This is a genomic window from Pseudomonas sp. CF161, from assembly GCF_000416215.1.
Taxonomy (GTDB): domain Bacteria; phylum Pseudomonadota; class Gammaproteobacteria; order Pseudomonadales; family Pseudomonadaceae; genus Aquipseudomonas.
Genome location: NZ_ATLP01000107.1, coordinates 70,579 through 95,795 on the forward strand (window position 1 = coordinate 70,579; position 25,217 = coordinate 95,795).

At 63.1% G+C, this 25,217-nt stretch carries 29 protein-coding genes; 4 read left to right on the top strand and 25 right to left on the bottom strand.

Features of this window, described 5'->3' with window-relative positions; translation table 11 throughout:
- Nucleotides 1-72: 72 nt before the first annotated feature.
- Complete coding sequence (locus CF161_RS24170; protein ID WP_020299249.1) at nucleotides 73-522, bottom strand: RidA family protein; 450 nt, start codon at nucleotides 520-522, stop codon at nucleotides 73-75.
- Between the two features lie 120 nt (nucleotides 523-642).
- Nucleotides 643-1,272 carry a hypothetical protein gene (locus CF161_RS24175; RefSeq protein WP_020299250.1) on the bottom strand — a complete coding sequence of 210 codons (630 nt, stop codon included), beginning with the start codon at nucleotides 1,270-1,272 and terminating at the stop codon, nucleotides 643-645.
- Nucleotides 1,273-1,532: 260 nt separating this feature from the next.
- Between CF161_RS24175 and CF161_RS24180 the strand changes: the two genes are divergently transcribed.
- Entirely contained in the window at nucleotides 1,533-2,741 is a 1,209-nt protein-coding gene (locus CF161_RS24180) for an MFS transporter (RefSeq protein WP_043230270.1), read from the top strand.
- Between the two features lie 53 nt (nucleotides 2,742-2,794).
- Complete coding sequence (locus tag CF161_RS24185; RefSeq protein ID WP_020299252.1) at nucleotides 2,795-3,679, top strand: LysR family transcriptional regulator; 885 nt, start codon at nucleotides 2,795-2,797, stop codon at nucleotides 3,677-3,679.
- A 6-nt stretch (nucleotides 3,680-3,685) separates the two neighbouring features.
- On the opposite strand, the gene CF161_RS24190 is transcribed toward CF161_RS24185, so the two are convergent.
- The 11 genes from CF161_RS24190 to ccmA all read right to left on the bottom strand — a co-directional run bounded on the left by CF161_RS24190 (nucleotide 3,686) and on the right by ccmA (nucleotide 12,295).
- On the bottom strand, nucleotides 3,686-4,816 hold the full coding sequence (locus CF161_RS24190; RefSeq protein WP_020299253.1) for a hypothetical protein: 1,131 nt from the start codon (nucleotides 4,814-4,816) through the stop codon (nucleotides 3,686-3,688).
- A 98-nt stretch (nucleotides 4,817-4,914) separates the two neighbouring features.
- Nucleotides 4,915-5,316: a hypothetical protein gene (locus CF161_RS24195; RefSeq protein ID WP_043230272.1), complete on the bottom strand. Its 402-nt coding sequence runs from the start codon at nucleotides 5,314-5,316 to the stop codon at nucleotides 4,915-4,917.
- 14 nt (nucleotides 5,317-5,330) lie between these two features.
- Nucleotides 5,331-6,533: a c-type cytochrome biogenesis protein CcmI gene (gene ccmI / locus CF161_RS24200; RefSeq protein WP_020299255.1), complete on the bottom strand. Its 1,203-nt coding sequence runs from the start codon at nucleotides 6,531-6,533 to the stop codon at nucleotides 5,331-5,333.
- Nucleotides 6,530-7,000 (bottom strand): cytochrome c-type biogenesis protein, encoded by a 471-nt coding sequence (locus CF161_RS24205; protein ID WP_020299256.1) that lies wholly within the window; start codon nucleotides 6,998-7,000, stop codon nucleotides 6,530-6,532. Before CF161_RS24205 ends, ccmI begins: the two co-directional genes overlap by 4 nt.
- Nucleotides 6,997-7,533, bottom strand: coding sequence for a DsbE family thiol:disulfide interchange protein (locus tag CF161_RS24210; RefSeq protein ID WP_020299257.1), 537 nt, complete (start codon nucleotides 7,531-7,533; stop codon nucleotides 6,997-6,999). Before CF161_RS24210 ends, CF161_RS24205 begins: the two co-directional genes overlap by 4 nt.
- Entirely contained in the window at nucleotides 7,530-9,518 is a 1,989-nt protein-coding gene (locus tag CF161_RS24215) for a heme lyase CcmF/NrfE family subunit (RefSeq protein WP_020299258.1), read from the bottom strand. Before CF161_RS24215 ends, CF161_RS24210 begins: the two co-directional genes overlap by 4 nt.
- A gap of 3 nt (nucleotides 9,519-9,521) precedes the next feature.
- Nucleotides 9,522-9,977 (bottom strand): cytochrome c maturation protein CcmE, encoded by a 456-nt coding sequence (gene ccmE / locus CF161_RS24220; protein WP_020299259.1) that lies wholly within the window; start codon nucleotides 9,975-9,977, stop codon nucleotides 9,522-9,524.
- On the bottom strand, nucleotides 9,974-10,150 hold the full coding sequence (gene ccmD, locus CF161_RS24225; RefSeq protein WP_020299260.1) for a heme exporter protein CcmD: 177 nt from the start codon (nucleotides 10,148-10,150) through the stop codon (nucleotides 9,974-9,976). Before ccmD ends, ccmE begins: the two co-directional genes overlap by 4 nt.
- Nucleotides 10,147-10,902: a heme ABC transporter permease gene (locus tag CF161_RS24230; protein ID WP_020299261.1), complete on the bottom strand. Its 756-nt coding sequence runs from the start codon at nucleotides 10,900-10,902 to the stop codon at nucleotides 10,147-10,149. The genes ccmD and CF161_RS24230 overlap by 4 nt, the downstream gene beginning before the upstream one ends.
- Before the next feature lie 92 nt (nucleotides 10,903-10,994).
- A complete protein-coding gene (gene ccmB / locus CF161_RS24235) occupies nucleotides 10,995-11,663 on the bottom strand; it encodes a heme exporter protein CcmB (protein ID WP_020299262.1) in 669 nt (222 codons plus the stop codon).
- A complete protein-coding gene (gene ccmA, locus CF161_RS24240; protein WP_043230275.1) occupies nucleotides 11,660-12,295 on the bottom strand; it encodes a cytochrome c biogenesis heme-transporting ATPase CcmA in 636 nt (211 codons plus the stop codon). Before ccmA ends, ccmB begins: the two co-directional genes overlap by 4 nt.
- A gap of 195 nt (nucleotides 12,296-12,490) precedes the next feature.
- Between ccmA and CF161_RS24245 the strand changes: the two genes are divergently transcribed.
- Both CF161_RS24245 and CF161_RS24250 read left to right on the top strand, forming a co-directional pair.
- Nucleotides 12,491-14,062, top strand: coding sequence for a flagellar hook-length control protein FliK (locus tag CF161_RS24245; protein ID WP_020299264.1), 1,572 nt, complete (start codon nucleotides 12,491-12,493; stop codon nucleotides 14,060-14,062).
- Complete coding sequence (locus tag CF161_RS24250; RefSeq protein ID WP_020299265.1) at nucleotides 14,059-14,391, top strand: EscU/YscU/HrcU family type III secretion system export apparatus switch protein; 333 nt, start codon at nucleotides 14,059-14,061, stop codon at nucleotides 14,389-14,391. Before CF161_RS24245 ends, CF161_RS24250 begins: the two co-directional genes overlap by 4 nt.
- A gap of 29 nt (nucleotides 14,392-14,420) precedes the next feature.
- On the opposite strand, the gene CF161_RS24255 is transcribed toward CF161_RS24250, so the two are convergent.
- The 12 genes from CF161_RS24255 to fleN form a co-directional block, all read right to left on the bottom strand.
- Nucleotides 14,421-14,813: a DUF2802 domain-containing protein gene (locus CF161_RS24255; RefSeq protein WP_020299266.1), complete on the bottom strand. Its 393-nt coding sequence runs from the start codon at nucleotides 14,811-14,813 to the stop codon at nucleotides 14,421-14,423.
- Entirely contained in the window at nucleotides 14,814-15,296 is a 483-nt protein-coding gene (locus CF161_RS24260; protein ID WP_007922496.1) for a chemotaxis protein CheW, read from the bottom strand.
- Between the two features lie 78 nt (nucleotides 15,297-15,374).
- On the bottom strand, nucleotides 15,375-16,256 hold the full coding sequence (locus tag CF161_RS24265; protein WP_043230279.1) for a CheW domain-containing protein: 882 nt from the start codon (nucleotides 16,254-16,256) through the stop codon (nucleotides 15,375-15,377).
- An 84-nt stretch (nucleotides 16,257-16,340) separates the two neighbouring features.
- Nucleotides 16,341-17,129, bottom strand: a complete 789-nt coding sequence (locus CF161_RS24270; RefSeq protein WP_020299268.1) for a ParA family protein — start codon at nucleotides 17,127-17,129, stop codon at nucleotides 16,341-16,343.
- A gap of 51 nt (nucleotides 17,130-17,180) precedes the next feature.
- Entirely contained in the window at nucleotides 17,181-18,065 is an 885-nt protein-coding gene (gene motD, locus CF161_RS24275) for a flagellar motor protein MotD (protein ID WP_020299269.1), read from the bottom strand.
- 15 nt (nucleotides 18,066-18,080) lie between these two features.
- Nucleotides 18,081-18,821: a flagellar motor protein gene (locus tag CF161_RS24280; protein WP_020299270.1), complete on the bottom strand. Its 741-nt coding sequence runs from the start codon at nucleotides 18,819-18,821 to the stop codon at nucleotides 18,081-18,083.
- The gene (locus tag CF161_RS24285; RefSeq protein ID WP_020299271.1) at nucleotides 18,821-19,957 is read right to left on the bottom strand and encodes a chemotaxis response regulator protein-glutamate methylesterase; all 1,137 of its coding nucleotides are present in this window, start codon (nucleotides 19,955-19,957) and stop codon (nucleotides 18,821-18,823) included. Before CF161_RS24285 ends, CF161_RS24280 begins: the two co-directional genes overlap by 1 nt.
- 47 nt (nucleotides 19,958-20,004) lie before the next feature.
- The gene (locus tag CF161_RS24290; protein ID WP_020299272.1) at nucleotides 20,005-22,269 is read right to left on the bottom strand and encodes a chemotaxis protein CheA; all 2,265 of its coding nucleotides are present in this window, start codon (nucleotides 22,267-22,269) and stop codon (nucleotides 20,005-20,007) included.
- A 12-nt stretch (nucleotides 22,270-22,281) separates the two neighbouring features.
- The gene (locus tag CF161_RS24295; RefSeq protein WP_020299273.1) at nucleotides 22,282-23,070 is read right to left on the bottom strand and encodes a protein phosphatase CheZ; all 789 of its coding nucleotides are present in this window, start codon (nucleotides 23,068-23,070) and stop codon (nucleotides 22,282-22,284) included.
- A 30-nt stretch (nucleotides 23,071-23,100) separates the two neighbouring features.
- Nucleotides 23,101-23,472, bottom strand: a complete 372-nt coding sequence (locus tag CF161_RS24300; protein WP_003183998.1) for a chemotaxis response regulator CheY — start codon at nucleotides 23,470-23,472, stop codon at nucleotides 23,101-23,103.
- A gap of 166 nt (nucleotides 23,473-23,638) precedes the next feature.
- Nucleotides 23,639-24,379 (bottom strand): RNA polymerase sigma factor FliA, encoded by a 741-nt coding sequence (fliA, locus tag CF161_RS24305; protein ID WP_020299274.1) that lies wholly within the window; start codon nucleotides 24,377-24,379, stop codon nucleotides 23,639-23,641.
- The gene (gene fleN, locus CF161_RS24310) at nucleotides 24,376-25,206 is read right to left on the bottom strand and encodes a flagellar synthesis regulator FleN (RefSeq protein WP_020299275.1); all 831 of its coding nucleotides are present in this window, start codon (nucleotides 25,204-25,206) and stop codon (nucleotides 24,376-24,378) included. The genes fliA and fleN overlap by 4 nt, the downstream gene beginning before the upstream one ends.
- Nucleotides 25,207-25,217: the final 11 nt, after the last annotated feature.

The window sequence follows — 25,217 nt, forward strand, 5'->3', positions numbered from 1 at the left end:
GTGTTCGCCCTTAACTGATCAGCATTAACCGTAAGAGTCGCTTTTTTATGCCTGCGGTTTGAGGCGCAACGGCTAGAGCCCCACCACCGGGCTCAGCAACGCCGCCTCCTGGGCCGGCTGCCGTTCGGCGAGCATGGCTTCGGCCTCGACCTCGATCAGCCACTCGGGCAACGACAAGCCGCTGACGATGATCCATGACGATGCCGGCGGGTCATTGGGGAAACGTTGCAGCAGGACCTGGCTGATCTGCTCCTGCTGGTCACGGGCCGCTTCGGCGATGTAGATGCGCAGCATCACCACATCCCCCAGCTCGCCACCGGCGTCGGCCAGCACCCGTTCGATATTGTCGAAGGCCTGCTCGGTCTGCTCCCGCAGCCCGGGGCCGACGGTGGATTCGTGCTCGTCGACGCCAACCTGGCCCGACAGCAGCAAGCGCCGCCCGCCGCGAACCTCGACAGCCTGGCTGAAACCGTATTGCAGAGAGTTGAAGATATTGGGTGGATTGAACGTGGACTTTTGCATGGGGCCTCCCGACGCGATGAGCGACCGAAAACCCTAAACCAAGCCCGCCTGGAGTTCCACCCAAACCCCGCCCTAGCAACACTTGGCAACGCAACAGCCGCCGTGCAGCGCGGGCGTGCCTCACATCGGCGGGGTAACCCCGTCCTTGCCGGCCGAGATCGATTGCGCGGTCAATTTGCCATCGGCGCCCTGGGTCACGAACATCACCACCTTGACCCCGGCCTTGAGCAGGCTGCGATCAGCCGGCGCCAGATTGACGATGGGCACATCGTCCGGCACCAGGATCTTCTGCTGGCCACCCTTGTAGTTGACGGTCAGGGTGCGGCCGTTGCTCACCACCAGGTCGCCGACACTGCCATTGGTCATGCTGCTGCCCTTGACCAGGTCAAATGGCCGATGGCCTTCGCCCGTACCGACCATCTGTGGAGGAAACACATGCACTTCCAGGGCCTTGAGGGTGCCATCGGCCATGGGCACCGCCGCCGAGCCGATGTAGCTGCCGGGCTTGATGTCTTCGATATTGGCCAGGCTCACCGCCCGCACCTGGGTCTGGGGCGTCAGCTCGACGCTGGCCACCTCACCGCTGTTGGCATGCACCCGCAGCACATCGCCGCTGATGCCGGTGATTTCACCCCGGACCGCGATGCGCATCCCCGGCGCATCCTGGGCCTGGGCCGGGCCGATCAGTATCAGGCTGGCCAAAACGATGCTCGCGACAGCGTCGAACAATCGACGCAAGGACAGTTTCATTGGGCAGGCTTCCCGTGCTGAAAGGCTGAAGATCAATCGGAGCGAGGCTCACGACTTCCTGCCCAACTATAAGCCGGCTATCGAAGCAGTTGTAAGTAAATGTATCATCGGCCCAGGGAGCCCTTCTCAGCGCTGCGTTCAAGCCGCTTCGCCCCCCCCTATTCCCCACGGGAATAAATGCTATCACCCGAGCCTCTCTACCGCGTCACGGGCCAGCCTCCTAACCTCGCCCACATCCTTTCGCCGCCAAGAGAACCGCGATGACTACAACTTCCCAAGCGCTGCACGCCACCAGCGCGACAATGACCCGGGGCATGGTGCTGCTGTTTGCCTTCTGCTGCGGCGCGATCGTCGCCAACATCTATTACGCCCAGCCGATCATCGAGCTGATCGCCCCGGACGTCGGCCTGTCCAGCACCCTGGCCAGCCTGATCGTGTCCCTGACCCAGATCGGCTATGCCCTGGGCCTGTTTTTCCTGGTGCCCCTGGGCGATCTCCTGGAAAACCGGCGCCTGATGATCGCCACCACCCTGGTGGCCATTGTCAGCTTGCTGGTGGCGGCCTTCACCACCGCCCCCAATGCCTTCCTGCTGGTATCGCTGCTGATCGGCTTCAGCTCGGTGTCGGTGCAGATCCTGATCCCCCTGGCGGCACACCTGGCCCCGGCCGAGACTCGCGGGCGGGTGGTCGGCGGGATCATGGGCGGCTTGTTGCTGGGGATACTGCTGGCGCGGCCGGTGGCCAGCGTGGTGGCCGATCACTTCGGCTGGCGCGCCATGTTTATTACCGCTGCGGTGCTGATGGTCGCCATCAGTGCGGTGCTGGCCCTGACCATGCCCAAGCGCCAGCCCGAGCACAGTGCCAGCTACGGCCAGTTGCTGCGCTCCCTGGGCACCTTGCTGCGCCGCCAGCCGGTATTGCGCCAGCGGGCGTTCTACCAGGGTTGTCTGTTCGCCACCTTCAGCCTGTTCTGGACCGCCGCACCGCTGGAGCTGGCGCGTAATCACGGCCTGTCCCAGACCCAGATCGCACTTTTCGCCCTGGTGGGTGCCATCGGCGCCATCGCCGCCCCCATCAGCGGTCGCCTGGCGGATGCCGGCCACACCCGCATCGCCTCGCTGCTGGCCATGCTGTTCGCGGCGCTGAGTTTTCTTCCCGGCCTGGTGCATCCGGCCTACAGCGTCATTGGCCTGGCGGTGACCGGCGTGGTCCTGGATTTCTGCGTGCAGATGAACATGGTCCTCGGCCAGCGGGCGGTGTATGCCCTGGATGCCCAGAGCCGCAGCCGCTTGAATGCGCTGTACATGACCAGCATCTTTATCGGCGGCGCCTTTGGCTCGTCCATCGCCAGCGCGGTGTACGAACACGGCGGCTGGCTGGGGGTGATCCTGGTCGGCAGCCTGTTCCCGCTGCTGGCGCTGCTGCGCTTTTTGCGGGTGTCCGAGAAGCCGCTGCCGGCCAGCGCCTGAAACCCACCTGCGCGGGCTGGCCCGCGCCCTGCCCCCCGACTGGAGCAACGCTGATGGACCGCCTGGCTGCCATGGAAACTTTTATCAAGGTGGTGGAAACCGGCTCGTTTTCCGCCGCCGCCCAGCACCTCAACATCGGCCAGCCGGCCGTCTCGAAAAGCATCGCGCAACTGGAGACGTACCTGGCGGTGCGGCTGTTGCTGCGTTCGACCCGCGGTCTCACGCCCACCGAGGCCGGCCTGGCGTTTTTCGAACGGGCCCGGCGCACCCTGGAAGAGGCCGATGAGGCCGAGCGCGCGGCACGGGGCTCGGCGGCCGGCCTGCGCGGCACCTTGCGCATCGCCGCGGCGGTGACCTTCGCCCGCATGCACATCGTGCCGAACCTGGGCCCCTTTCTTGAGCAGCACCCGGACCTGTCGATCGACGTGGTACTGGACGACCACAACAGCAACCTGGTGGAGGCCGGGATCGATGTCGCCCTGCGCATGGGCAGCCTGGAAGATTCGGCGCTGACCGCACGCCAGATCAGCCAGTGCCGGCGCGTGGTGGTGGCGACGCCTGAGTACCTGGCACGGCATGGCACGCCGACGGCCCCCAAGCAGTTGCCCCGATTGCCGGCCATCGTCTACAGCCTGGGCGGTGGCGCCCACTGGACCTTCACCCGTCACGGTGAACAACAGGCGGTGGTACTGGCGGGCAGGATGCGGGTCAACGCCGCCGAAGGGCTGCGCGAGGCGGTGCTGGCCCACCTGGGGCTGACCGTGGCCTCGTACTGGATGTTCGCCCCGGAGCTGGCCCGAGGCCAGGTCCAGGAGCTGCTGGGCGACTGGCAGCTGCCGCCCCAGCAACTGTGGGCGGTGTTTCCTACCGGGCGCCTGGCCAGCGCCAAGGCCCGGGCCTTTGTCACCTATGTCGAGGGGTTGATGGCCAGCCGTTGAGCGGCCTCAGATGTGCTCGCGCACCAGCACTTCAGTGTTCGTTGCCTCGCCCCACTGCCGTAGCCGACGGATCAGCTCAGGGTCGGTTTCGCCCACCAGGTACAACAGCTCCATCGACTGGCCGGCGGCCCACTGCACAAAGCCCGACGTATTGAAGTCATCGGCGTTCGCCAACTGAAATTCACTTTCACAGGCCCCGGGCAGCACCGGTTCGTTGCTGCCGCGCAGGCTGCTCTGGGCAATGAAATCACAGGCCATATGGACCACGCCCCATTGCGCCTTGCGCCAGCTGCCCAGGGCCTGGGTAAAGCGTTTGTGCGCGACATCGCTGAAACCCAGGCTGTCGACCACCACCCGCTGGTTGATGATCAGCCAGAACTTGCGTTGCTTCGGGGCTTTCAGATAAAGCTCGCCGGAGACCTTGGATGCGCGCAGGGCCAGGGCGATCACCACCAGCAACGGCGCAAAGTAGCGGAAGAGTTGTTCGAACTCGGTTTCGCTGATCAGGTTCTGGTACTTGAGCACCTCTGCACGCCGCAGGTCCCGCTCCTTGAGCGTCTCCTGCAACCCCGCCAACCAGCGTTGTACCGGCTCGGCCGAGTACTCGGCGCCCAGCGCCGGCAGTTCCTGCAACAGATTGACCAGCGCCACCTCGGACAACGGCCGGGCCACGTCGGCATAGCGCTGGCACAGGCTGGCAACCTGCTGCGCATCGGCCGCTTCGTAGCGGCTGGCGGCCGTGGCGCATTGCGCCGGGTCGAGCATGTCATTGATCTGGGCGCGCAGGCTTTTGTCGATGCCGGCCTTGGAGACCTGGGCCATCTCGTAAGGCGACTGAAACCACATCTCGCGCACGCTCTGGGTCTGCCCGATCAGCGCCAACGAGGCGAAAAACAGCCAGACATAGTCGATACGCTTCCACCACGTCTCATCCCGGGGCCGGTAAGCGATAAACAGCCAGCAGAACAGGTAATAGATAAAACCGTAGAGCGCGACCAGGAAGATCGGCGTCAGCAACAGATAAATCAGCCCCGGGACGTCGGTGTTTTGCCAGTAATACAGCACCACGAAACACAGGCAGGCATACAGGCAGAGCAGCAGCCGGGCCAAATACAGTTTGTTGGGTTTTATCTTCATCAGGTGCTCAGACAACGATACTCAGGGACATGGCGCTGTATCGGCCGTGAGCCTGAGGGCTTGAACAATAAGCACCGTGGTCCGCGCCCCGCGCCGGCTTATTTGAACTGACGCCCCAGGCCGGACGGTACGCCATGGATATCGGTGTCTTCCCAGGGGCCGTCCGGTCCGATGGAGCGGCTCCAGCCGTTGTTCCAGCGGTAATAGGTGCGTTGGCGATAGAAGGTGTTGCTCTGGTCATCCAGCACATACACCCCCAGCCGCGCATCCCAATGGCTATGGCCGCCGGGAGGTGGGGCGAAACTGGCGGAGGTGCGTGGCAAGGGCTTGGCCGGACGGTTGGGCGTCGCCGGTGCCCCAGGCGCCGTCGAGGGCACCGAGCGTGTACTCGGCACCGACGGCGGGATGGGTTCGGAGCTGGTGGGCTGCGGCCGCTGGACCGTACATGCACTCAACCCCACAACCAGTGATAACAGGGTGATACGTGCGATGGCGGTCATGGCGGCTTCTCTGGTTATTGATCCGGGCTGTCGATGGTCAGCTGTTGCGGCGCGGTGGTGCTGCTGGCCAGGGGCTGGCTGCGACCGACCCATTCACCGGCTGTCGGTTGGCCGGCGCGGGACACGCGCGCAACCAGTTGGACTTCAGGGAAGTTCGACAGTTTCAACTGCGGCATCATTGCGTCGGCATCCCCCAGCTCGACGGTGGCCGGCAGGTCAGCCACGGTCAGGCGCTTGGCCGCCAGTGGCGCGGGTGGACCCGTCACGGCCCGGGCAAAGATGAACACGCTGTCACCCGGCTGGACCTTGGCCTTCAGCTCAGGCGCGAGGTCGACCCGGACTTTAAGCACCGCGCTCTTGGCCGGCGCCGGGGCCTGGGCGACCTTGCCACCGGTGGCGACCAGCTTCTCGCTGGCCCGGGCGATACCGCCCTGCAGCGCAGCGCGGGAGCTGTCGTCCGGCGGCAATTGGGCCAACAGGCGGTTCCAGTAATCGATGGCGTCCTGATAACGCTCGCCTTCAAACGCCGCGATGCCCAACAGCCCAAGGCTGGTGACTTCCTTGGGGTCAGCTTTGAGCGCTTCGTCGGTCAAGGCCTGGAGCTTGGGCGACCACTGTTTGTTGTCGGCAAAATACTGCGCCTGGGCCCATTGCCCGAGCAGCTCCGGCTGACGACCCGCCAGGGCCACGGTGCGCTCGAAGAGCTTCGCCGCGTCCGCTGGCCGGTCCTGGGCCATATAGGTGCGACCGAGGAAGTACAGGCCCTCGGCGGAATCCGGCTGGGCCGCCACCGCGCGTTCGAGGCGCTGGGTCATGTCTTCCATGGACTGCGGCGCCTGGGCGAATTCGCGGGTCAGTTCGACCTTGTCCACGGCGCCAAAATGCAGGTACAGGCCCAGGCCCAGCACCGGCACCAGGATCGCCGCCAGCAACGGCAGGGGCTTGCCCAGCCGGGAAACCCTGGCTGGGGCCACGCCTTCGGTATCCGCCAGCAACTCGCGGGCCGCTTCGGCGCGGCCGCTGTCCATCTGGTCCGAGGTCAGCACACCCTCGGCCTGCTGCCCTTGCAGCTCGGCAACCCGTTCTTGGTAGAGCGCCACGTTCAGCGCGGTACGATCCTCTTCACGTTGGGCACGGCGGCCGCGTAAAACCGGGATCAGCAGAAAACTCAGGGCTACCAGGAGCAGCAGACCTGCAGCGAGCCAGAAATCAATCATTCGGAGTCTTTTTCCAACAGGTGGTCGAGGCGCTGACGCTCCTCGGCAGAAAGCGTGTTCGGGCTGTCAGTGCACTCGGCACGACGACGCCGGACGATCACGGCGATGATCACCACTCCCCCCAGCAGCAACCCGGCGGGGCCGAACCAGAGCAAGGCGGTTTTGCCGGTCAGGGCCGGCTTGTAGCGGACGAAGTCGCCGTAGCGGTCAACCATGAAGTCGATGATCTGCTGGTTGTCCTTGCCTTCGCCCAGCATGCGAAAGATTTCCTTGCGCAGGTCGGCGGCAATCGGCGCATTGGAATCGGCGATGTCCTGGTTCTGGCACTTGGGGCAGCGCAGCTCCTTGGTCAGCTCGCGAAAACGTTCACGCTCGGCGTCATTGGCGAACTCATAGGTGTCGATGGCGGCCTGGGCAACCGAGGCCATGCCCAGGCCCAGCACGAGGGCGGCGAACCAGCGCTTCATGGCTTGGCCTCGTCGACCAGCGACTGATACTTGGCCGCCAGTTTTTCACGCCAGACCACCTCGTCGATCACGCCGACGTATTTGTCGCGGATGATGCCCTTGGCGTCGATAAAGAAGGTTTCCGGCGCACCGTAAACCCCCAGGTTCAGGCCCAGGGTGCCCTCTTCGTCGCGGATATCCAGCTGATACGGGTTGTGGAACTCGGCCAGCCACTTCAAGGCGTCGGCGTTGACGTCCTTGTAGTTGACGCCATAGATCACCACGCCCTGCTGCGCCAGCTTGTTCAGCACCGGGTGCTCGACCCGGCAGGAAATGCACCAGGTGCCCCAGACGTTGACCAGTGCCGGTTTGCCCAGCAGGTCGGCGCGGGTCAGGGTTTTTTCACCCTCGACCGCCGGCAGGGAGAACTCCGGGAACGGCTTGCCGATCATGGCCGACGGCAACTCGGCCGGATCCAGGTACAGCCCGCGGTAAAGGAAGACCGCCATCACCAGGAACAGTGCCAGCGGCAGCAACATCATCCAACGTCTCATGCAGTGACTCCTGTCATGCCCAGCGCTTCGCGCACGCGGCTTTTCACCTTGACCCGGTAACGCCGGTCCAGCGCCGCCAGCAAGCCGCCGAAGCCGGTCAGCAGGCCGCCGAACCAGATCCAGCGCACGAACGGCTTGACGTGCACCCGTACCGCCCAGGCGCCATCGCCCAGCGGCTCGCCGAGGGCCACGTACAGGTCGCGGGTGAAACCGGCGTCGATCCCGGCTTCGGTCATCATCGAGCTCTGCACGGTGTACAGGCGTTTCTCGGGATGCAGCACCGCCACTTCCTTGCCGTTGCGCACCACGCGCACGGTGCCTTTGTCGGAGGTGAAGTTCGGCCCCTCGAAGTGCTTGGCGCCTTCAAAAATGAAGTGATAACCGGCCAGGTCCATGGATTCGCCCGGCGCCAGGCGCAGGTCGCGCTCGGCGCTGTTCTGGCTCGACAGCACCACGCCCAGGGCGCAGACCGCGATGCCCAGGTGCGCAATCTGCATGCCCCAGTAACTGCGGGTCAGGCTTGGCAGGCCTTTGATCAGGCCTTTGTGGCGGGTCTTGTCGACGATGTCGCGCACACCGGCCAACAACACCCAGGCCGCCAGCATAAAGGTCGCCAGCACCGCCCAGTTGAAGTCGCCATAGGCGATACCGGCCACCACCGCCAAGGCTGCGCTGCCCAGCAGCACCGGGGTCAGCATGCTCACCAGCCACTTGACCGGGGTGTCTTTCCAGCGCACCAGCACACCGACCGCCATCACCACCATCAGCAGCGCCATCAGCGGAATGAACAGCGCATTGAAGTACGGCGGGCCGACCGACAGCTTGGCCCCGGTCAGGGCATCCAGCACCAGCGGGTACAGGGTGCCCAGCAGAATCATCGACGCGGCCACCACCAGCACCAGGTTGTTGCCCAACAGCAGGGTTTCCCGCGACCACAGGTTGAACCCGACATGGCTCTTGACCACCGGCGCGCGCAGGGCGAACAGGGTCAGCGAACCGCCAACCACAAACAGCAGGAAGATCAGGATAAACACGCCGCGCTCAGGGTCGGAGGCAAAGGCATGCACCGAGGTCAGCACCCCGGAACGCACCAGGAAGGTGCCCAGCAGGCTCAGGGAAAACGCGGCAATGGCCAGCAGCACGGTCCAGCTCTTGAACACGCCGCGCTTTTCCGTGACGGCCAGGGAGTGAATCAGGGCCGTCCCCACCAGCCACGGCATGAAGGAGGCGTTTTCCACCGGGTCCCAGAACCACCAGCCGCCCCAGCCGAGTTCGTAGTAGGCCCACCAGGAGCCCAGGGTGATGCCGATTCCGAGGAAGGCCCAGGCGACGATGGTCCAGGGCCGCGACCAGCGCGCCCAGGCGGCGTCGAGACGCCCGCCGAGCAGCGCGGCAATGGCAAAGGCGAAGGCCACGGAGAAACCGACATAACCCATGTACAGCATCGGCGGGTGAACGATCAGGCCGATGTCCTGCAGCAACGGATTGAGGTCACGGCCGTCGGCCGGGATCTGCGGCAAGATCCGCGCGAAAGGGTTGGAGGTCAGGATCAGAAACAGCAGGAAGCCGGTGCTGATCATGCCCATCACCGCCAGCACCCGGGCCAGCATCACCTGCGGCAACTGCCGCGAGAACACCGACACGGCAAAGGTCCAGCCGCCCAGAATCAAGGCCCAGAGCAGCAGCGAGCCTTCGTGGGCGCCCCATACCGCGCTGAACTTGTAGTACCAGGGCAAGGCGCTGTTGGAGTTGCTGGCCACATAGGCGACCGAGAAATCGTCGCTCATGAAGGCATAGGTCAGGCAGCCGAAGGCGAACAGCAGGAAGGCGAACTGTCCCCAGGCGGCCGGCTGGGCCAGGCTCATCCACAGCCGATCGCCGCGCCAGGCGCCGAGCAGCGGGATCACCGCCTGGACCAGGGCAAAGCACAGGGCCAGGATCATCGCCAGATGCCCCAGTTCAGGAATGAAAAGTGCGGAAGTCATGGGTTAACCCTCCTTCGCGGGTGTCGGTGCCGATTGGCCGCTGTCTTTCAGGGCCTTGGTCACCTCGGGGGGCATGTACTTCTCGTCGTGCTTGGCCAGAACTTCATCGGCCACCACCACGCCCTCGGCATTGAGCTTGCCCAGGGCAACGATGCCCTGCCCTTCGCGAAACAGATCCGGGAGGATGCCGCGGTAGGAGATGGTCACGGACTTGTTGAAGTCGGTGACCACAAAGCGCACGTCCAGCGAATCGCCGGAGCGTTGCAACGAACCCTGCTCGACCATGCCGCCGGCGCGAATCCGCGTGTCCAGCGGCGCCTCGCCGTTGGCGATCTGAGTCGGGGTGTAGAACAGGTTGATGTTTTCCTTCAGCGCGCTGAGGGCCAGGCCCACGGCAATGCCGATACCGGCCAGGATCGCGAGGATGATCAAAAGACGCTTTTTACGCAGCGGATTCACTTGCCGTTCTCCCGGCGCAAACGACGCGCCTCTTGTTGCAGATAACGCTTGCGGGCCACGATCGGCACCGCCAGTTCCTGAGCCAGGATCACCAGGCAAATGCCATAGGCCGACCAGACATACAGGCCGTGATGGCCCATGGCGAGAAAATCGTCGAAGGATGCAAAACTCATGGCGCCACCTCCAGGCTGCGTTGGATTTCGGCCTTGACCCAGCTGGTCCGGGCTTCACGCTTGAGCACCTCAAGGCGCATGCGCAACAGCAGCAGCACGCCGAACAGGCAATAGAAACCGAGCACCGTCAGCAGCAGCGGCAGCCACATCTCGGCAGGCATCGCCGGGCGTTCGGTCAGGGTGAAGGTCGCGCCCTGGTGCAGGGTGTTCCACCACTCCACCGAGTATTTGATGATCGGGATGTTGATCACCCCGACGACGGCCAGCACCGCACAGGCCTTGGCGGCGCTCTCACGATTGCTGATGGCCTGGTTCAGCGCAATAAGACCTGCGTACAGAAACAGGAGGATAAGCATCGACGTCAGTCGTGCATCCCAGACCCACCACGAGCCCCAGGTCGGCTTGCCCCAGATCGCCCCGGTCAACAGCGCGATAATCGTCATCGAATGCCCGATGGGCGCCGCGCACTGCAGGGCGACATCGGCCAGTTTCATTTTCCATACCAGGCTGACCACCCCGCACACCGCCAACATCACGTAGCAGGACTGGGCCAGCATCGCCATCGGCACATGGATATAGATGATCCGAAAGCTGTTGCCTTGCTGGTAATCCGGCGGCGCGAAGACCAGGCCCCAGACCACGCCGATACCAATCAGCAACAAGGCGGCGACGCTCAGCCAGGGCAGCAGCTTGCCGCTGATGCCATAAAACCATTTGGGTGAGCCGAGCTTGTGAAACCAGGTCCAGTTCATACTGTTTCCATCACGGTTGCTCTTCGTTATCACGAAAAGTCAGGGTCTGTTCTTGTACCAAGAAGTGATCAAAAAACGATCAGACCGCATTATTATTCGCCGACGCTGATCTTCAGGCCAGCCGCTATTGCAAAGGGTGTCAGGGTTACTGCCAGGGCGGTCAGGCTACCAAGCCATAGCAGAAAACCGGTTGCCGGCATGCCCTGCAACGCTGCCTGCAAGGCGCCGCTGCCGAGAATCAGTACCGGGATGTACAGAGGCAGAATCAGCAGCGCCAGCAACAGCCCGCCGCGTTTCAACCCCACTGTCAGCGCGGCGCCCACTGCGCCGAGCAGGCTCAGTACGGGGGTGCCGAGCAGCAATGACAACAGCAGCACCGGAATGGCCGCCGCAGGTAATCCGAGCATCAAGGCCAACAGGGGCGCAAGCAATACCAGTGCCAGGCCGGAAAACGCCCAGTGTGCCAGCACCTTGGCCAATACCAGAAGAGCCAGGGGGTGCGGCGAAAGGACCCACTGCTCCAGGGATCCGTCCTCGAAATCACTGCGAAACAGCCCGTCCAGCGAGAGCAGGACTGACAAAAGTGCCGCGACCCAGACCAGTCCCGGAGATAAGGTTTGCAACAATTGAGACTCAGGTCCCACCGCCAATGGGAATAATGCGACAACGATGGCGAAAAACACCAACGGGTTGGCCAACTCCGCCGGACGGCGAAACAACAGACGGGCCTCGCGGGCCACCAATAGCGCAAACACACTCATACCGCCCACTGCCCCAGGTCGATGTCGCGATAACCGACCGGCACCCGCGCCAACGTATGGTGAGTGGTCAGGACCACCATGCCGCCCCGCTCGCAATGCCCGGCCAGGTGTTCTTCAAGTTGGGCCACGCCCTGTTTGTCGAGGGCGGTGAAAGGTTCATCGAGCACCCACAGCGGCGGCCCGTCGAGGTACAAACGGGCCAGGGCCACACGGCGCTGCTGACCGGCCGACAGGGTGTGGCACGGCACATCCTCGAAGCCTCGCAGCCCGACCGCCGCCAGCGCCTGCCAGATGGCCTCGCGCTGCGCCGGCTGGTGCAGGGCACAGAGCCAGGAGAGGTTCTCTTCCGGGCTCAGCACATCCTTGATGCCGGCGGCATGGCCGATCCACAACAGATTGCGCGCCAGTTCGATGCGCTGGGAGGCCAATGGCTGGCCATTGAGCAGCACCTTGCCGTCGGTGGGCTGCATCAGCCCGGCCAGCAAGCGCAGCAGGCTGGTCTTGCCGCTGCCATTGGGGCCGCTGATCTGCAGCATGTCGCCCGCCTGCACGCGCAATTCGAGGTTTTCAAACAGCAGGCGCAAGTCTCGCTCACAGGCAAGGGCGACGGCTTCTAGAAGAGGGCTGGTCAAGAGATAGCAGGCCTTTACGGTTCAAGTCGGCTGTCGAGCGGCCGTTAAAGAGGTGCAGAATAAATGCATTGGCAGCCGGTTCTAGAGAGCTGCGTCAAACATTTGCCATGTTTTTACCGCGCATCCAAAGACGGGCGGCATTATACATGTGATGCCCTACTCTAAAGAGGGCTAATTTCCTCAGGTTGTGTCCAGATGTCAGGTGAAATCAACATCCTCCCGCTGCCCCAGGCGACGCCCTCGGCCACGCGCGCGCCGGGGGTCGGCGGTGAGCTGCTCAAGCTGTTGCAGCCCATGGAAGGCCTGATCGCCGCCGGCCAGACGGCCCGCGCCGAAGTCCTGTCACTGAAGCAGGCGGACCAGACCTTCGAACTGTTGCTCAAGGTCACCCTCGACAGCGGCAAGCAGACCACCCTCCAGGCCACCAGCAACCAGCCATTGCCCCAAGGCACCAGCCTTGCCATCAGCCAGCCGTCCGCCGGCAACCTGGCGATCAGCGTGCAGCAGGCCCTGGCATCCAGCGTCGCCACCCTGACCCGCCTCGACACCGCACAATTGCCGGTCGGCACCCTGCTGCAGGGCAAGGTCCTGACCAGCCAGGTGCTGCCCCAGGCCGCCGGGCAACCGGCGGTCTACCGCTCCCTGGTGAGCCTGCTCAACACCGCCCTGAGCGGCAGCACCCTAAGCATCGACAGCCCTCAGCCGCTGCGCATCGGCAGCCTGTTGAGCGCCATGGTCCAGGATGCCCAGACGTTGAACTTCGTGCCCCTGAGCGGACGCCAGGAGCAATTGGCGATCGCCCAGCAACTCGGCACCCAGCAAAGCCGCCAGGCCTCGCTGACCGGGCTGCTCAGCGCCCTGCAGAACCTGCCGGCCGACGATGCCACCTCCAATGACCTGCGCCTGGCTGTGGACAAGCTCCTGGCCGGGCTTCCCGACCTGCAACAACTGAGCAATCCCAAGGGCCTGGCGCTGGCGCTGGCCAATAGCGGCATGTTCCTGGAAGCCAAGCTGCTGGCCGGGGACAACCCGCTGCAGCCCCCGGACCTCAAGGGCAACCTGCTGCGCCTGATCGCGCAACTGGCCCCGGCGCTCCCCGCCGGCAGCAACTTCAACGCGATCATTGCCGCCAACACCCTGGCCCAGGTCCTGCCGAGCTTTGTGCGCAGCGCCCTGGGCACCCTTGGTCAAGTCAGCGCCAAGCCACAGCCCGGCGGCTTCCCCCTGCCCTCGCGGCTGCTGCAGAGCCTGGAAGGCGAAGGCGACCTGGAACACCTGTTGCGCCTGGCCGCGGCGGCTGTGTCGCGCCTGCAAAGCCATCAACTGTCCAGCCTGGAGCAATCCGGGCTGACCGATGACGGACGCTTGCAAACCACCTGGCAACTGGAAATCCCCATGCGCACCCTGCAAGACATCGTGCCGCTGCAGGTCAAGTTCCAGCGCGAAGAGCCCGTCGAGCCGGAGCCCAACGAAAAACGCGAAGAGCGCGAACCCAAGCAGGCACTGTGGCGGGTCGAACTGGCGTTCGATCTTGAGCCATTGGGCCCGCTGCACGTGCAGGCGCAATTGATTCAGGGCCGGCTATCCAGCCAGCTGTGGGCTGAACGGGCCTATACCGCGAGCCTGATCGAGAGCCACCTGGGCAGCCTGCGCGAGCGCCTGCTGGCATCAGGCCTGACGGTGGGCGATCTGGATTGCCACCTCGGCACTCCGCCCCAGGGCACGAAAACCCGATTGGAACAACGCTGGGTCGACGAAACCGCATGAACAACCCCAACACGCCCCGCCAAGCCATCGCCCTCAAGTACGACGGCCGGCAAGCCCCGACCCTGACCGCCAAAGGTGACGATGCCCTGGCCGAAGCGATCCTGAAAATCGCCCGCGACTATGAAGTGCCGATCTACGAAAACGCCGAGCTGGTGAAGCTGCTGGCACGAATGGAGTTGGGGGACAGTATCCCCGAGGAGTTGTATCGGACCATCGCCGAGATCATTGCCTTCGCCTGGAACCTCAAGGGCAAGTTCCCGGCGGGGCATGATCCGGATGCGGTGGCACAGGAGAGGGACATAACGCCGGACAGCAGCCGCCAGCTGTAAGCCACAAGCTTCAAGCTTCAAGCTTGCCGCTAGTTCTTATGCAACTTGCTCATCAGCTCGGCTTCGGCCTGGGTCAGGCCGCAGGACTGGGTCAGCTCATCGACGCTGGCCCCCATGCCCACCAGGCGCGCGGCTTGGGCAAACGACAGGCTGGAAGGATCACGCTGCTCCAGCTGCGCCAGTTTGTCCGGCAACGGCCCGACCACGGCGCGCAACTCGTGCAAGTCCTCGCCCATGCGCACCGTACCGTTCTGGTAATTGTCGACGCGCCGGGACAGTTCCTTGATGCGCTGGTCTCGCAGCGCATCGCCCTCGGCCTGCTGCGCGGCAATCTGCCGCTGGTTGCGGGTATAGGACACAAACAGCGCCACGGAGGCTATCCAGAGGATGGCCAGGACAATCACAGCAACCTCAAGAATCAATCAGATACTCTCCAGTTCCGACCATTCTTCTTCGCTCATCATCTTGTCCAGCTCAACCAGAATCAGCAGTTCGCCGTTCTTGTTGCACACGCCCTGGATGAACTTGGCCGACTCTTCGTTACCGACGTTAGGCGCGGTTTCGACTTCCGACTGACGCAGGTAAACCACTTCCGCCACGCTATCGACCATGATCCCGACCACTTGCTTGTCGGCTTCGATGATGACGATACGGGTGTTGTCGTTGACCTCGGTCGGCACCAGGCCGAAGCGCTGGCGGGTGTCGATCACGGTGACCACGTTGCCGCGCAGGTTGATGATGCCCAGCACGTAGCTCGGCGCACCCGGCACAGGGGCGATTTCGGTGTAGCGCAGGACTTCCTGGACACGCATCACATTGATGCCGTAGGACTCGTTATCCAGCTTGAAGGTTACCCATTGCAGGATCGGATCTTCGGAACTCTGTGCAGACGACGACTTATTCATACCCCTGACCCCTCAAAAAACCGTTGAAAACGGTGTGTGTTCTATCGGGCAGCGCCACCGGCGCCGCCTGTTATTTGTCTATGTCGGCTTGTTGGCCGGTTTGTTGAAGGCAATCTGCTTGGCGCCGCCGCTGGCGATCAGTTCTGCCAGTGCGGCGACGTCGAGCAAGGCACACATGTGCTCGATCACCGTACCGGCCAGCCACGGACGCTGGCCGCGATGGCTGCGCCATTTGATTTCATTGGGGTCCAGGCGCAACGAGCGGCTGACTTGATGCACCGCCAGCCCCCACTCGTAGCCCTGCACCGAGATCACGTATTGCAGGCCCTGGCGGAAATCATCGCGATAGCGATCAGGCATCACCCAACGCGCGGTGTCCAGCACCTTCAGGTTGCCAGCCTGGCTCGGCAGGATGCCCAGGAACCATTCCGGCTGGCCGAACAGCGGCGTCAACTCCTGGCCAGCCAGGGAGTAGATCGAACCCAGGCACACCAGCGGCACTGCCAGGGTCAAACCGGCAACGTCGAACAACAAACATTCGAACGGCTCGGCGGCCCAGCTGGGACGGTCGTCCCCCACCACGGGTGGCGGCGTATTGCTGGGTGGCAAATGCACTTCGACCACCGGCGCGACCAATGCCTGGAGCATCGGCGCGACCGTTGAAATCGACGGCAGGACCGGAGCCGGCGCGTCCAGCACCGGCGCCACCACGGCAGCCGCCTTGACCTGGACTTCGGCCCGCGCCGCCGGCGGCGCGGCCTTGATCACCTTGGCGTCATGGGCCTGCTCTTCGAGCACCGCCAGCTGGAACTCGTCCAACTGCGCGACGGGCTCTTCGATCACGGCCACAGGGGGCGCCAGCGGTGCCGCTTCTTCTTCGGTCGCGTCCTGCAACAGCGCGTCCAGATAGGACTGCAGCGCCAATTGCGGCCGACTTTTTATGTCCAGAGGACGGTTCATATGAATGCCCATGGAGCGACCCCGACACAGTGACCTGTAGGGGTTATCGGCAAGATCGGGGTCCGGCTTGAATGAAGGCGCACGTCAGGCCACCTGCGCGACAAGCTGTTGCGCCAGCAGGTGCTTGAGCAGCGCCCGGTAGGCCAGGACGCCACGGCTCTTGCCGTCGAACTGCGAAGGTGTCAGGCCGGCCCGGCTGGCATCGCGCAGGCGGGTATCGACCGGGATATAGCCCTGCCAGATGTCGTCGGGAAACTTGTCGCGCAATACCCGCAAGGTGCCCAGGGAAGCCTGGGTCCGGCGGTCGAACAGGGTCGGCACGATGGTGAATGGCAGCGCCTGCTTGCGCGACCGATTGATCATCGCCAGGGTATTGACCATGCGCTCCAGGCCCTTGACCGCCAGATGCTCGGTCTGCACCGGGATCACCAACTGCTGGCTGGCCGCCAGGGCATTGACCATCAACACCCCGAGCAGCGGCGGGCTGTCGATCACGGCGTAATCAAAATCCTGCCACAGCTGCGCCAGGCTCTTGGCAATCACCAGGCCCAGGCCGCTCTGCCCCGGCGACTGGCGCTCAAGGGTCGCCAGCGCGGTGCTCGACGGCAGCAGGGAAATACGTTCATCGCTGGTGGGCAGCAGGAGCTGGCCCGGCAGATCCTGGGGCACGCTGCCCCGGTGCAGGAACAGGTCGTAGCTGCTGTGTTCCAGGGTGTCGGGGTCGTAACCGAAGTAACTGGTCATCGAGCCATGGGGGTCGAGGTCAACCACGACCACGCGCTTGCCCGCCTCGGCCAGCAAACCGGCTAAAGCGATGGAACTGGTGGTTTTACCGACACCACCCTTTTGATTGGCGACTGCCCAGACTCTCATTCGGATTGTTCCTCTCGACAAGCCAGAAGACCGGCCGAGAAATAGCACTAGTTATAAAGCGGGTGACGGAGAATTGACGGCGCTCTGTCGTACCGGCGTCTTGACCGGGGTTGGTGCAGTTTGTGTGCCAGCCCGCTTCAATGCGGCATCCGGTGTCGCATTGGCGGTGCCGGTACCGGTCAGGCTGCGTCGTACATCGAGGTTGCGCGACACCACCAGCACCACCCGGCGATTGCGCGCCCGGCCTTCGGCGGTGGCATTGTTGGCCACTGGCTGGAACTCACCATAGCCGACCGAGGCCATGCGCGCGGGGTTGACCCCCTGCATGGCCAGCATGCGCACGATACTCGCCGAACGGGCCGAGGACAGCTCCCAGTTAGTCGGGTATTGGGCGGTCTGAATCGGTTGATTATCGGTAAAACCTTCGACGTGGATCGGGTTGTCGAACGGCTTCAGAATCGCCGCCACCTTGTCGATGATATTGAACGCCAGGTCGCTGGGCATGGCGTCGCCGCTGCCGAACAACAGGCTGGAATTGAGTTCGATCTCGACCCACAACTCGTTGCCGCGCACGGTCATCTGGTTGGAGCTGATCAGGTCGCCAAAGGCTGCACTGATATCGTCGGCGATGCTCTTGAGCGGGTCGTTGGCCCCGGCGATGCCGGCGTCGGTCTCGTCGCTGTCCTTGACCAGCGGCTTGGCCGGGGTCACGGTCTTGGGCCGCTCATCACCGATGGGGATCGGCTTGAGAGCCCGATCGGAGTCGGTGAATACACCGACCAGCGCCTCGGAAATCACCTTGTACTTGCCTTCGTTGATCGACGAGATCGAGTACATGACCACGAAAAACGCGAACAGCAAGGTGATGAAGTCGGCGTAGGACACCAGCCAGCGTTCGTGATTGACGTGTTCTTCAGGCTTGCGGCGACGGGCCATGCTCCATTCCTCCCATCAATCCATGAAGCCTTGCAGCTTCAACTCGATGGAACGAGGGTTCTCACCTTCGGCAATCGACAGGATTCCTTCCAGCAACATTTCGCGATAACGCGACTGGCGCAAGGCAATCGACTTGAGCTTGGCCGCCACCGGCAGCAGCACCAGGTTGGCACTGGCCACACCGTAGATGGTGGCGACAAAGGCCACGGCAATGCCGCTGCCGAGCTGGGACGGATCGGCGAGGTTGCCCATCACGTGAATCAGGCCCATCACCGCACCGATGATGCCGATGGTCGGCGCATAGCCGCCCATGCTTTCAAAGACTTTGGCCGCTTCGATGTCGCGGCTTTCCTGGGTGTAGAAGTCCACCTCCAGGATGCTGCGGATGGCTTCCGGCTCGGCGCCATCCACCAGCAGTTGCAGGCCTTTGCGCGAATAGGCGTCAGGCTCGGCATCGGCCACGCCTTCCAGGCCCAGCAGGCCTTCCTTGCGCGCGGTCAGGCTCCAGTTGACGACCCGATCGATGCCGCCGGGCAGATCGACCCGGGGCGGAAAGAGGATCCAGCCCAGAATCTGCACGGCACGCTTGAATGCGCTCATCGGCGACTGCAACAAGGCCGCACCGATGGTGCCACCCAACACAATCAGCGCCGCCGGACCGTTGGCCAGGGCCGACAGGTGACCACCTTCCAGGTAGTTGCCGCCAATGATGGCGACAAACGCCATGATGATCCCGATAAGGCTCAAGACATCCATCAGATGCAGGCCTCGACCAGATGCCTGCCGATGTCATCCAGGCCGTACACCGCGTCTGCGAGGTCGGCTTTGACGATGGCCATTGGCATGCCGTAGATCACGCAGCTGGCTTCATCCTGGGCCCAGATCGCGCTGCCGCCCTGCTTGAGCAGGCGTGCGCCTTCGCGACCGTCGGCGCCCATGCCGGTGAGCACCACCGCCAGAACTTTGTCACCGTAGGACTTGGCTGCCGAACCGAAGGTGATATCCACGCAAGGCTTGTAGTTCAGACGCTCATCGCCGGGGAGGATTTTCACCGCGCCACGGCCGTCGATCATCATCTGCTTGCCACCCGGCGCCAGCAGGGCCAGGCCCGGACGCAGGATGTCGCCATCCTCGGCTTCCTTGACGCTGATCCGGCACAGCTTGTCCAGACGCTCGGCAAAAGCCTTGGTGAAGGCTGCCGGCATGTGCTGGATCAAGACGATCGGTGCCGGGAAGTTGGCCGGCAACTGGGTCAACACCCGCTGCAAGGCAACCGGACCGCCCGTGGACGTACCGATGGCCACCAGTTTGTAGGCTTTGCGTTTCGGTGCCGGCGACGAAGCGCTGGCCGCCGGAGCCCGGGCAGGCGCTGGTGCCGGCGCGGACGGACGCGGCGCAGCACTGCTGCTGCCGAAGCTGCTGATACCCGATGGCGCAGGCGCCGGGGCGGCAGCCGGCTGCGGAGCCGGAGTGCTGTAGCTGCTGAAACGACGGTTACTGCGCGAGATGCTGTGGACTTTCTCGCACAGCAGCTGCTTGACCTTCTCGGGGTTGCGCGAGATGTCTTCGAAGTTTTTGGGCAGGAAGTCGACCGCACCGGCATCCAGCGCATCCAGGGTTACCCGGGCGCCTTCATGGGTCAGCGAGGAAAACATCAATACCGGGGTTGGACAGCGCTGCATGATGTGCCGCACCGCCGTGATGCCATCCATCATCGGCATCTCGTAGTCCATGGTGATCACGTCCGGCTTGAGTGCCAGGGCCTGATCGATCGCCTCTTTGCCATTGGTCGCCGTACCGACGACCTGGATGTTCGCATCCGCTGAAAGAATTTCCGAGACGCGGCGGCGGAAAAACCCCGAATCGTCCACCACCAGGACTTTGACTGCCATAAACACTCCGTTAGGCGGGGCGAGGCAAATCGCCCCGCCACCCCGAATCAAATACGCCGTGCGGCGTAACGCTTGAGCATGCTTGGAACATCGAGGATCAGTGCAATGCGGCCGTCACCGGTAATGGTGGCGCCGGACATGCCCGGGGTCCCTTGCAGCATCTTGCCCAATGGCTTGATGACCACTTCTTCCTGGCCGACCAGTTGATCGACGACAAAGCCGATCCGCTGGGTGCCCACCGAAAGAATCACCACATGGCCTTCACGCTGCTCTTCATGAGCGGCGGAACGGACCAGCCAGCGCTTGAGGTAAAACAGTGGCAACGCCTTGTCGCGCACGATCACCACTTCCTGGCCGTCGACCACGTTGGTGCGCGACAGGTCCAGGTGGAAGATCTCGTTGACGTTGACCAGAGGGAACGCAAACGCCTGGTTGCCCAGCATGACCATCAGGGTCGGCATGATCGCCAAGGTCAACGGCACCTTGATCACGATCTTCGAGCCCTGGCCCTTGGTCGAGTAAATGTTGATCGAACCGTTGAGCTGGGAAATCTTGGTTTTCACCACGTCCATGCCCACGCCGCGTCCGGAGACGTCGGAGATCTCGGTCTTGGTCGAGAACCCCGGGGCGAAAATCAGGTTGTAGCACTCGGTGTCGCTCAGGCGATCAGCGGCATCCTTGTCCATCACCCCACGCTTGACGGCGATGGCGCGCAGCACATTCGGGTCCATGCCTTTGCCGTCATCGGAGATCGACAGCAGGATATGGTCGCCCTCTTGCTCAGCGGCCAGGATCACCTTGCCACCGCGCGCCTTGCCCGAGGCTTCGCGCTCTTCCGGTGACTCGATACCGTGGTCGACCGCGTTGCGCACCAAGTGGACCAGCGGGTCGGCCAGGGCCTCCACCAGGTTCTTGTCGAGGTCGGTTTCTTCGCCGACCAGCTCCAGGTTGATCTCTTTCTTCAGCTGCCGTGCAAGGTCGCGAACCAGGCGCGGGAAGCGCCCGAACACTTTCTTGATCGGCTGCATCCGGGTCTTCATCACCGCGGTCTGCAGGTCAGCCGTGACCACGTCGAGGTTCGACACGGCCTTTTGCATGGCTTCGTCGCCGCTGTTGAGACCCAGGCGCACCAGGCGGTTACGCACCAGCACCAGTTCGCCGACCATGTTCATGATCTCGTCCAGGCGTGCGGTATCAACCCGTACGGTGGTCTCGGCTTCACTGGCGGGCTTTTCTGGCGGTGGCGCTGCGGCGGCACGTGCCGGAGCAGGTGCGGCAGCGGCGGCAGGAGCCGCAGCCTTGGGAGCTTCGGCCTTGGGCTCGGGCTTTTTCGCCACGGGCTTGGGCGCTACCGCAGCCGCGGTCGCAGCGGCTGGAGCGGCAGAACCGGCACCCGCCACTTCGGAAAACTTGCCCTTGCCGTGCAACTCGTCGAGCAGGGATTCGAATTCGTGATCGCTGATCAGGTCGCTGCCGGCTGCAGCCGCGGCGGGCGCGGCAGCTGCCGGCACCGAAGCGACGGCAGACTCGAGCGCGTCCACGGCAAAGTTGCCCTTGCCATGCAACTGATCGAGCAGTGCTTCGAATTCATCATCGGTAATTTCGTTGCTGTCGCTCGCACCCGGCGTCGCTGCTTTCGCCGCGGCGGGTTCGCTCGCTGCGACGGCATCCGGGGCGAACTGGCCCTTGCCATGCAACTGGTCGAGCAAGGACTCGAACTCGGCATCGGTGATTTCGTCGCTGGCCGCATCGCTGCTGGCCACCAGAGCCGCCGCAGGCGCCTCGGCTTCGGCCTTGGCGGCGTTGAGCGAGTCCAGCAGCAGCTCGAATTCGTTATCGGTGATATCCCCCGATTCGCTTTCAGCCACCGGCTCGGCCACCGCTTCGGCCACTTCGGGCTCCGCCGCCACCTCTACCGCCGCCGCAGGTTCTGCCAGCCGCGCCAGGGCCGCAAGCAGCTCCGGAGTCGCGGCCGTGACCTGAGTCCGTTCGCGGACCTGGCCGAACATGCCGTTCACCGCGTCCAGCGCTTCGAGCACCACATCCATCAGCTCCGAGTCGACACGACGCTCACCCTTGCGCAGGATGTCGAAGACGTTCTCGGCGATGTGGCAGCACTCCACCAGCTCATTGAGCTGGAGGAAGCCGGCGCCCCCTTTAACAGTGTGAAAACCGCGAAAAATTGCATTGAGCAGATCCGCATCATCCGGTCGGCTTTCCAGCTCGACCAGTTGTTCGGACAGTTGCTCTAGAATCTCGCCGGCCTCAACCAGGAAATCCTGAAGGATCTCTTCATCGGCGCCGAAGCTCATTAATGGGTGCTCCTAGAATCCAAGGCTGGAAAGCAAATCGTCTACATCGTCCTGACCGGACACAACGTCTTCACGTTTATCGGCATGAATCTGCGGACCTTCACCCTTGGCGAGATGTTTTTGCGGATCTTTTTCGGCCAGGATCGATTCGCGGTCATGTTCGATGCCCGCAAAACGGTCGACCTGGCTGGCCATCAAGACGAGTTTGAGCAGATTGCTTTCGACTTCCGTGACCAACTGGGTCACACGCTTGATCACCTGGCCCGTGAGGTCCTGGTAATCCTGCGCCAACAGAATGTCGTTGAGATGGCCGGAAACGGTCCGGGTCTCCTGTTCGCTACGCGTCAGGAAACTGTCGACGCGCCGTGCCAGCTCGCGAAACTCTTCAGCCCCGACTTCGCGACGCATGAAGCGCCCCCAGTCAGCGCTCAAGGCCTGGGCATCGTTGCTCAGGCCGTTGACCAGCGGGGTGCTGCTTTCCACCAAATCCATGGTGCGATTGGCCGCGGCCTCGGTCAGCCTGACCACATAGGACAGGCGCTCGGTGGCATCCGTGATCTGTGAAACTTCCTCGGCTTGCGGCATATGCGGGTCAATCTGAAAATTGACGATCGCGCTATGCAGCTCGCGGGTGAGCTTGCCGACTTCCTGGTACAGGCCGCGGTCACGGGTCTGATTGAGCTCATGGATCAGTTGCACAGCCTCGCCAAACTTGCCTTTTTCAAGGCTCTCGACCAGTTCGTGGGCATGTTTTTTCAGGGTCGACTCAAAATCGCCCAATGAAGATTCGTTATGCTCCATAGCTCCCCCGTGGCGCAATGTCTTCGCGCATCAACCGATGCGTTCGAAGATTTTTTCGATCTTCTCTTTCAACGCCTGAGCCGTGAATGGTTTCACCACGTAGCCATTGACGCCGGCCTGAGCCGCTTCAATGATCTGTTCACGCTTGGCCTCGGCAGTCACCATCAGCACCGGCAGGTGCTTGAGCTTCTCGTCGGCGCGCACGTGGCGCAGCAAATCGATACCGGTCATGCCAGGCATGTTCCAGTCCGTTACCAGAAAGTCGATGCTCCCGCTGTTGAGGACCGGAATCGCGGTAGTACCGTCATCGGCCTCGACCGTGTTGGTGAAACCCAGGTCACGCAACAGGTTTTTTATGATCCGCCGCATCGTTGAGAAGTCATCAACGATGAGGATTTTCATGTTCTTGTCCAATTCGACCTCCAAGCAGTCTTAAACGCGCCCAGCACCTGAACGCGCCATTCAATCAATACGACGTAACACTCAACGACTGCATGGAATACACACTGCAAGACCGGTGCGGCATCACGCCTTACCGGTCCCGTTCGCAGTGTCCCCACACTGCCTGTCAGCGCGCTCGCCACTCCCCCAAACGCCCCCGCAAGCGGGCCGCGCACTGGCTGTGTAACTGGCTGACCCGCGATTCGCTGACCCCCAGGACCTCACCGATTTCCTTGAGGTTCAGCTCTTCGTCGTAGTACAGCGCCAAGACCAGTCGCTCACGCTCCGGCAAATTGGCAATCGCGTCCGCCAGCGCCGCCTGGAAGCGTTCATCTTCCAGATCGCGTGACGGCTCGAGATGAGCACTCGCGCCATCCTCATGCAGCCCTTCATGCTCGCCGTCCTGCAAAAGGTCGTCGAAGCTGAACAGGCGGCTGCCCAAGGTGTCGTTCAAAATCCCGTAATAATCGTCGAGGCTCAATTCAAGTTCGGCCGCAACTTCATGATCTTTAGCGTCACGACCGGTTTTAGCTTCAATTGAGCGAATGGCATCACTGACCATTCGTGTATTGCGGTGTACTGAACGTGGTGCCCAATCGCCCTTGCGCACTTCGTCGAGCATCGCCCCACGAATACGAATCCCGGCATAAGTCTCGAAACTTGCGCCCTTGCTCGCATCGTACTTGGTCGACACTTCGAGCAAACCGATCATCCCGGCCTGGATCAGGTCTTCGACCTGGACACTGGCCGGCAGCCGTGCCAGCAGGTGGTAGGCGATACGCTTGACCAGAGGCGCATAACGCTCGATCAATTCATATTGGCTGTCACGCGCCGACTTCTTGTACAGGTTGTAGCCGCTGGCTGTCATAGCACCGGTCCTGCTGTTTGCTGCACGAGACGCTCGACAAAAAACTCCAGATGCCCACGTGGGTTGGCAGGCAACGGCCAGGTATCGACTTTTTGCGCAATGGCCTTGAACGCCAGCGAGCACTTCGAACGAGGAAAGGCTTCATAGACCGCACGCTGCTTTTGCACGGCCTTGCGTACGCATTCGTCGTAAGGAACTGCACCGACGTATTGTAAAGCCACGTCCAGGAAGCGATCCGTGACCTTGGTCAACTTAGCGAACAGATTGCGACCCTCCTGCGGGCTTTGCGCCATGTTGGCCAGGACCCGGAAGCGGTTCATGCCGTAGTCGCGATTGAGCAGTTTGATCAGCGCGTAGGCGTCAGTGATCGAAGTCGGTTCGTCGCAGACCACCAGCAGGACTTCCTGGGCCGCGCGGACAAAACTGACTACCGAGTCACCAATACCCGCAGCGGTGTCGATGACCAGCACATCGAGGTTGTCGCCGATATCACTGAAGGCCTGGATCAGGCCAGCATGCTGGGCCGGGCTCAGGTGCACCATGCTCTGGGTGCCGGAGGCGGCAGGCACGATACGGATCCCGCCCGGGCCCTGGAGCAACACGTCGCGCAGCTCGCAACGGCCCTCGATGACGTCAGCCAGGGTACGTTTGGGGGTCAGGCCCAGCAGGACGTCGACATTGGCCAGGCCCAGGTCGGCGTCCAGCAGCATGACGCGCCGGCCGAGCTCAGCCAGGGCCAGTGACAAGTTCACTGACACGTTAGTCTTGCCGACGCCACCCTTGCCGCCGGTCACCGCAATCACCTGTACGGGATGCATGCTGCCCATGTTCTTTCTTT

Excerpts from the sequence above, each read along its gene's own strand:
- ccmD (WP_020299260.1), bottom strand. The coding sequence starts at position 10,150 with ATGAGTTTTGCATCCTTCGACGATTTTCTCGCCATGGGCCATCACGGC.
- CF161_RS24300 (WP_003183998.1), bottom strand. The coding sequence starts at position 23,472 with ATGAAAATCCTCATCGTTGATGACTTCTCAACGATGCGGCGGATCATA.
- CF161_RS24175 (WP_020299250.1), bottom strand. The coding sequence starts at position 1,272 with ATGAAACTGTCCTTGCGTCGATTGTTCGACGCTGTCGCGAGCATCGTT.
- CF161_RS24295 (WP_020299273.1), bottom strand. The coding sequence starts at position 23,070 with ATGGAGCATAACGAATCTTCATTGGGCGATTTTGAGTCGACCCTGAAA.
- fleN (WP_020299275.1), bottom strand. The coding sequence starts at position 25,206 with ATGGGCAGCATGCATCCCGTACAGGTGATTGCGGTGACCGGCGGCAAG.
- CF161_RS24260 (WP_007922496.1), bottom strand. The coding sequence starts at position 15,296 with ATGAATAAGTCGTCGTCTGCACAGAGTTCCGAAGATCCGATCCTGCAA.
- CF161_RS24245 (WP_020299264.1), top strand. The coding sequence starts at position 12,491 with ATGTCAGGTGAAATCAACATCCTCCCGCTGCCCCAGGCGACGCCCTCG.
- CF161_RS24195 (WP_043230272.1), bottom strand. The coding sequence starts at position 5,316 with ATGACCGCCATCGCACGTATCACCCTGTTATCACTGGTTGTGGGGTTG.
- CF161_RS24170 (WP_020299249.1), bottom strand. The coding sequence starts at position 522 with ATGCAAAAGTCCACGTTCAATCCACCCAATATCTTCAACTCTCTGCAA.
- CF161_RS24250 (WP_020299265.1), top strand. The coding sequence starts at position 14,059 with ATGAACAACCCCAACACGCCCCGCCAAGCCATCGCCCTCAAGTACGAC.
- CF161_RS24230 (WP_020299261.1), bottom strand. The coding sequence starts at position 10,902 with ATGAACTGGACCTGGTTTCACAAGCTCGGCTCACCCAAATGGTTTTAT.
- ccmI (WP_020299255.1), bottom strand. The coding sequence starts at position 6,533 with ATGATTGATTTCTGGCTCGCTGCAGGTCTGCTGCTCCTGGTAGCCCTG.
- CF161_RS24290 (WP_020299272.1), bottom strand. The coding sequence starts at position 22,269 with ATGAGCTTCGGCGCCGATGAAGAGATCCTTCAGGATTTCCTGGTTGAG.
- CF161_RS24270 (WP_020299268.1), bottom strand. The coding sequence starts at position 17,129 with ATGAGAGTCTGGGCAGTCGCCAATCAAAAGGGTGGTGTCGGTAAAACC.
- fliA (WP_020299274.1), bottom strand. The coding sequence starts at position 24,379 with ATGACAGCCAGCGGCTACAACCTGTACAAGAAGTCGGCGCGTGACAGC.
- CF161_RS24185 (WP_020299252.1), top strand. The coding sequence starts at position 2,795 with ATGGACCGCCTGGCTGCCATGGAAACTTTTATCAAGGTGGTGGAAACC.
- CF161_RS24190 (WP_020299253.1), bottom strand. The coding sequence starts at position 4,816 with ATGAAGATAAAACCCAACAAACTGTATTTGGCCCGGCTGCTGCTCTGC.
- CF161_RS24265 (WP_043230279.1), bottom strand. The coding sequence starts at position 16,256 with ATGAACCGTCCTCTGGACATAAAAAGTCGGCCGCAATTGGCGCTGCAG.
- CF161_RS24210 (WP_020299257.1), bottom strand. The coding sequence starts at position 7,533 with ATGAGACGTTGGATGATGTTGCTGCCGCTGGCACTGTTCCTGGTGATG.
- CF161_RS24280 (WP_020299270.1), bottom strand. The coding sequence starts at position 18,821 with ATGGATGTCTTGAGCCTTATCGGGATCATCATGGCGTTTGTCGCCATC.
- motD (WP_020299269.1), bottom strand. The coding sequence starts at position 18,065 with ATGGCCCGTCGCCGCAAGCCTGAAGAACACGTCAATCACGAACGCTGG.
- CF161_RS24205 (WP_020299256.1), bottom strand. The coding sequence starts at position 7,000 with ATGAAGCGCTGGTTCGCCGCCCTCGTGCTGGGCCTGGGCATGGCCTCG.
- ccmB (WP_020299262.1), bottom strand. The coding sequence starts at position 11,663 with ATGAGTGTGTTTGCGCTATTGGTGGCCCGCGAGGCCCGTCTGTTGTTT.
- CF161_RS24285 (WP_020299271.1), bottom strand. The coding sequence starts at position 19,957 with ATGGCAGTCAAAGTCCTGGTGGTGGACGATTCGGGGTTTTTCCGCCGC.
- CF161_RS24215 (WP_020299258.1), bottom strand. The coding sequence starts at position 9,518 with ATGACTTCCGCACTTTTCATTCCTGAACTGGGGCATCTGGCGATGATC.
- CF161_RS24180 (WP_043230270.1), top strand. The coding sequence starts at position 1,533 with ATGACTACAACTTCCCAAGCGCTGCACGCCACCAGCGCGACAATGACC.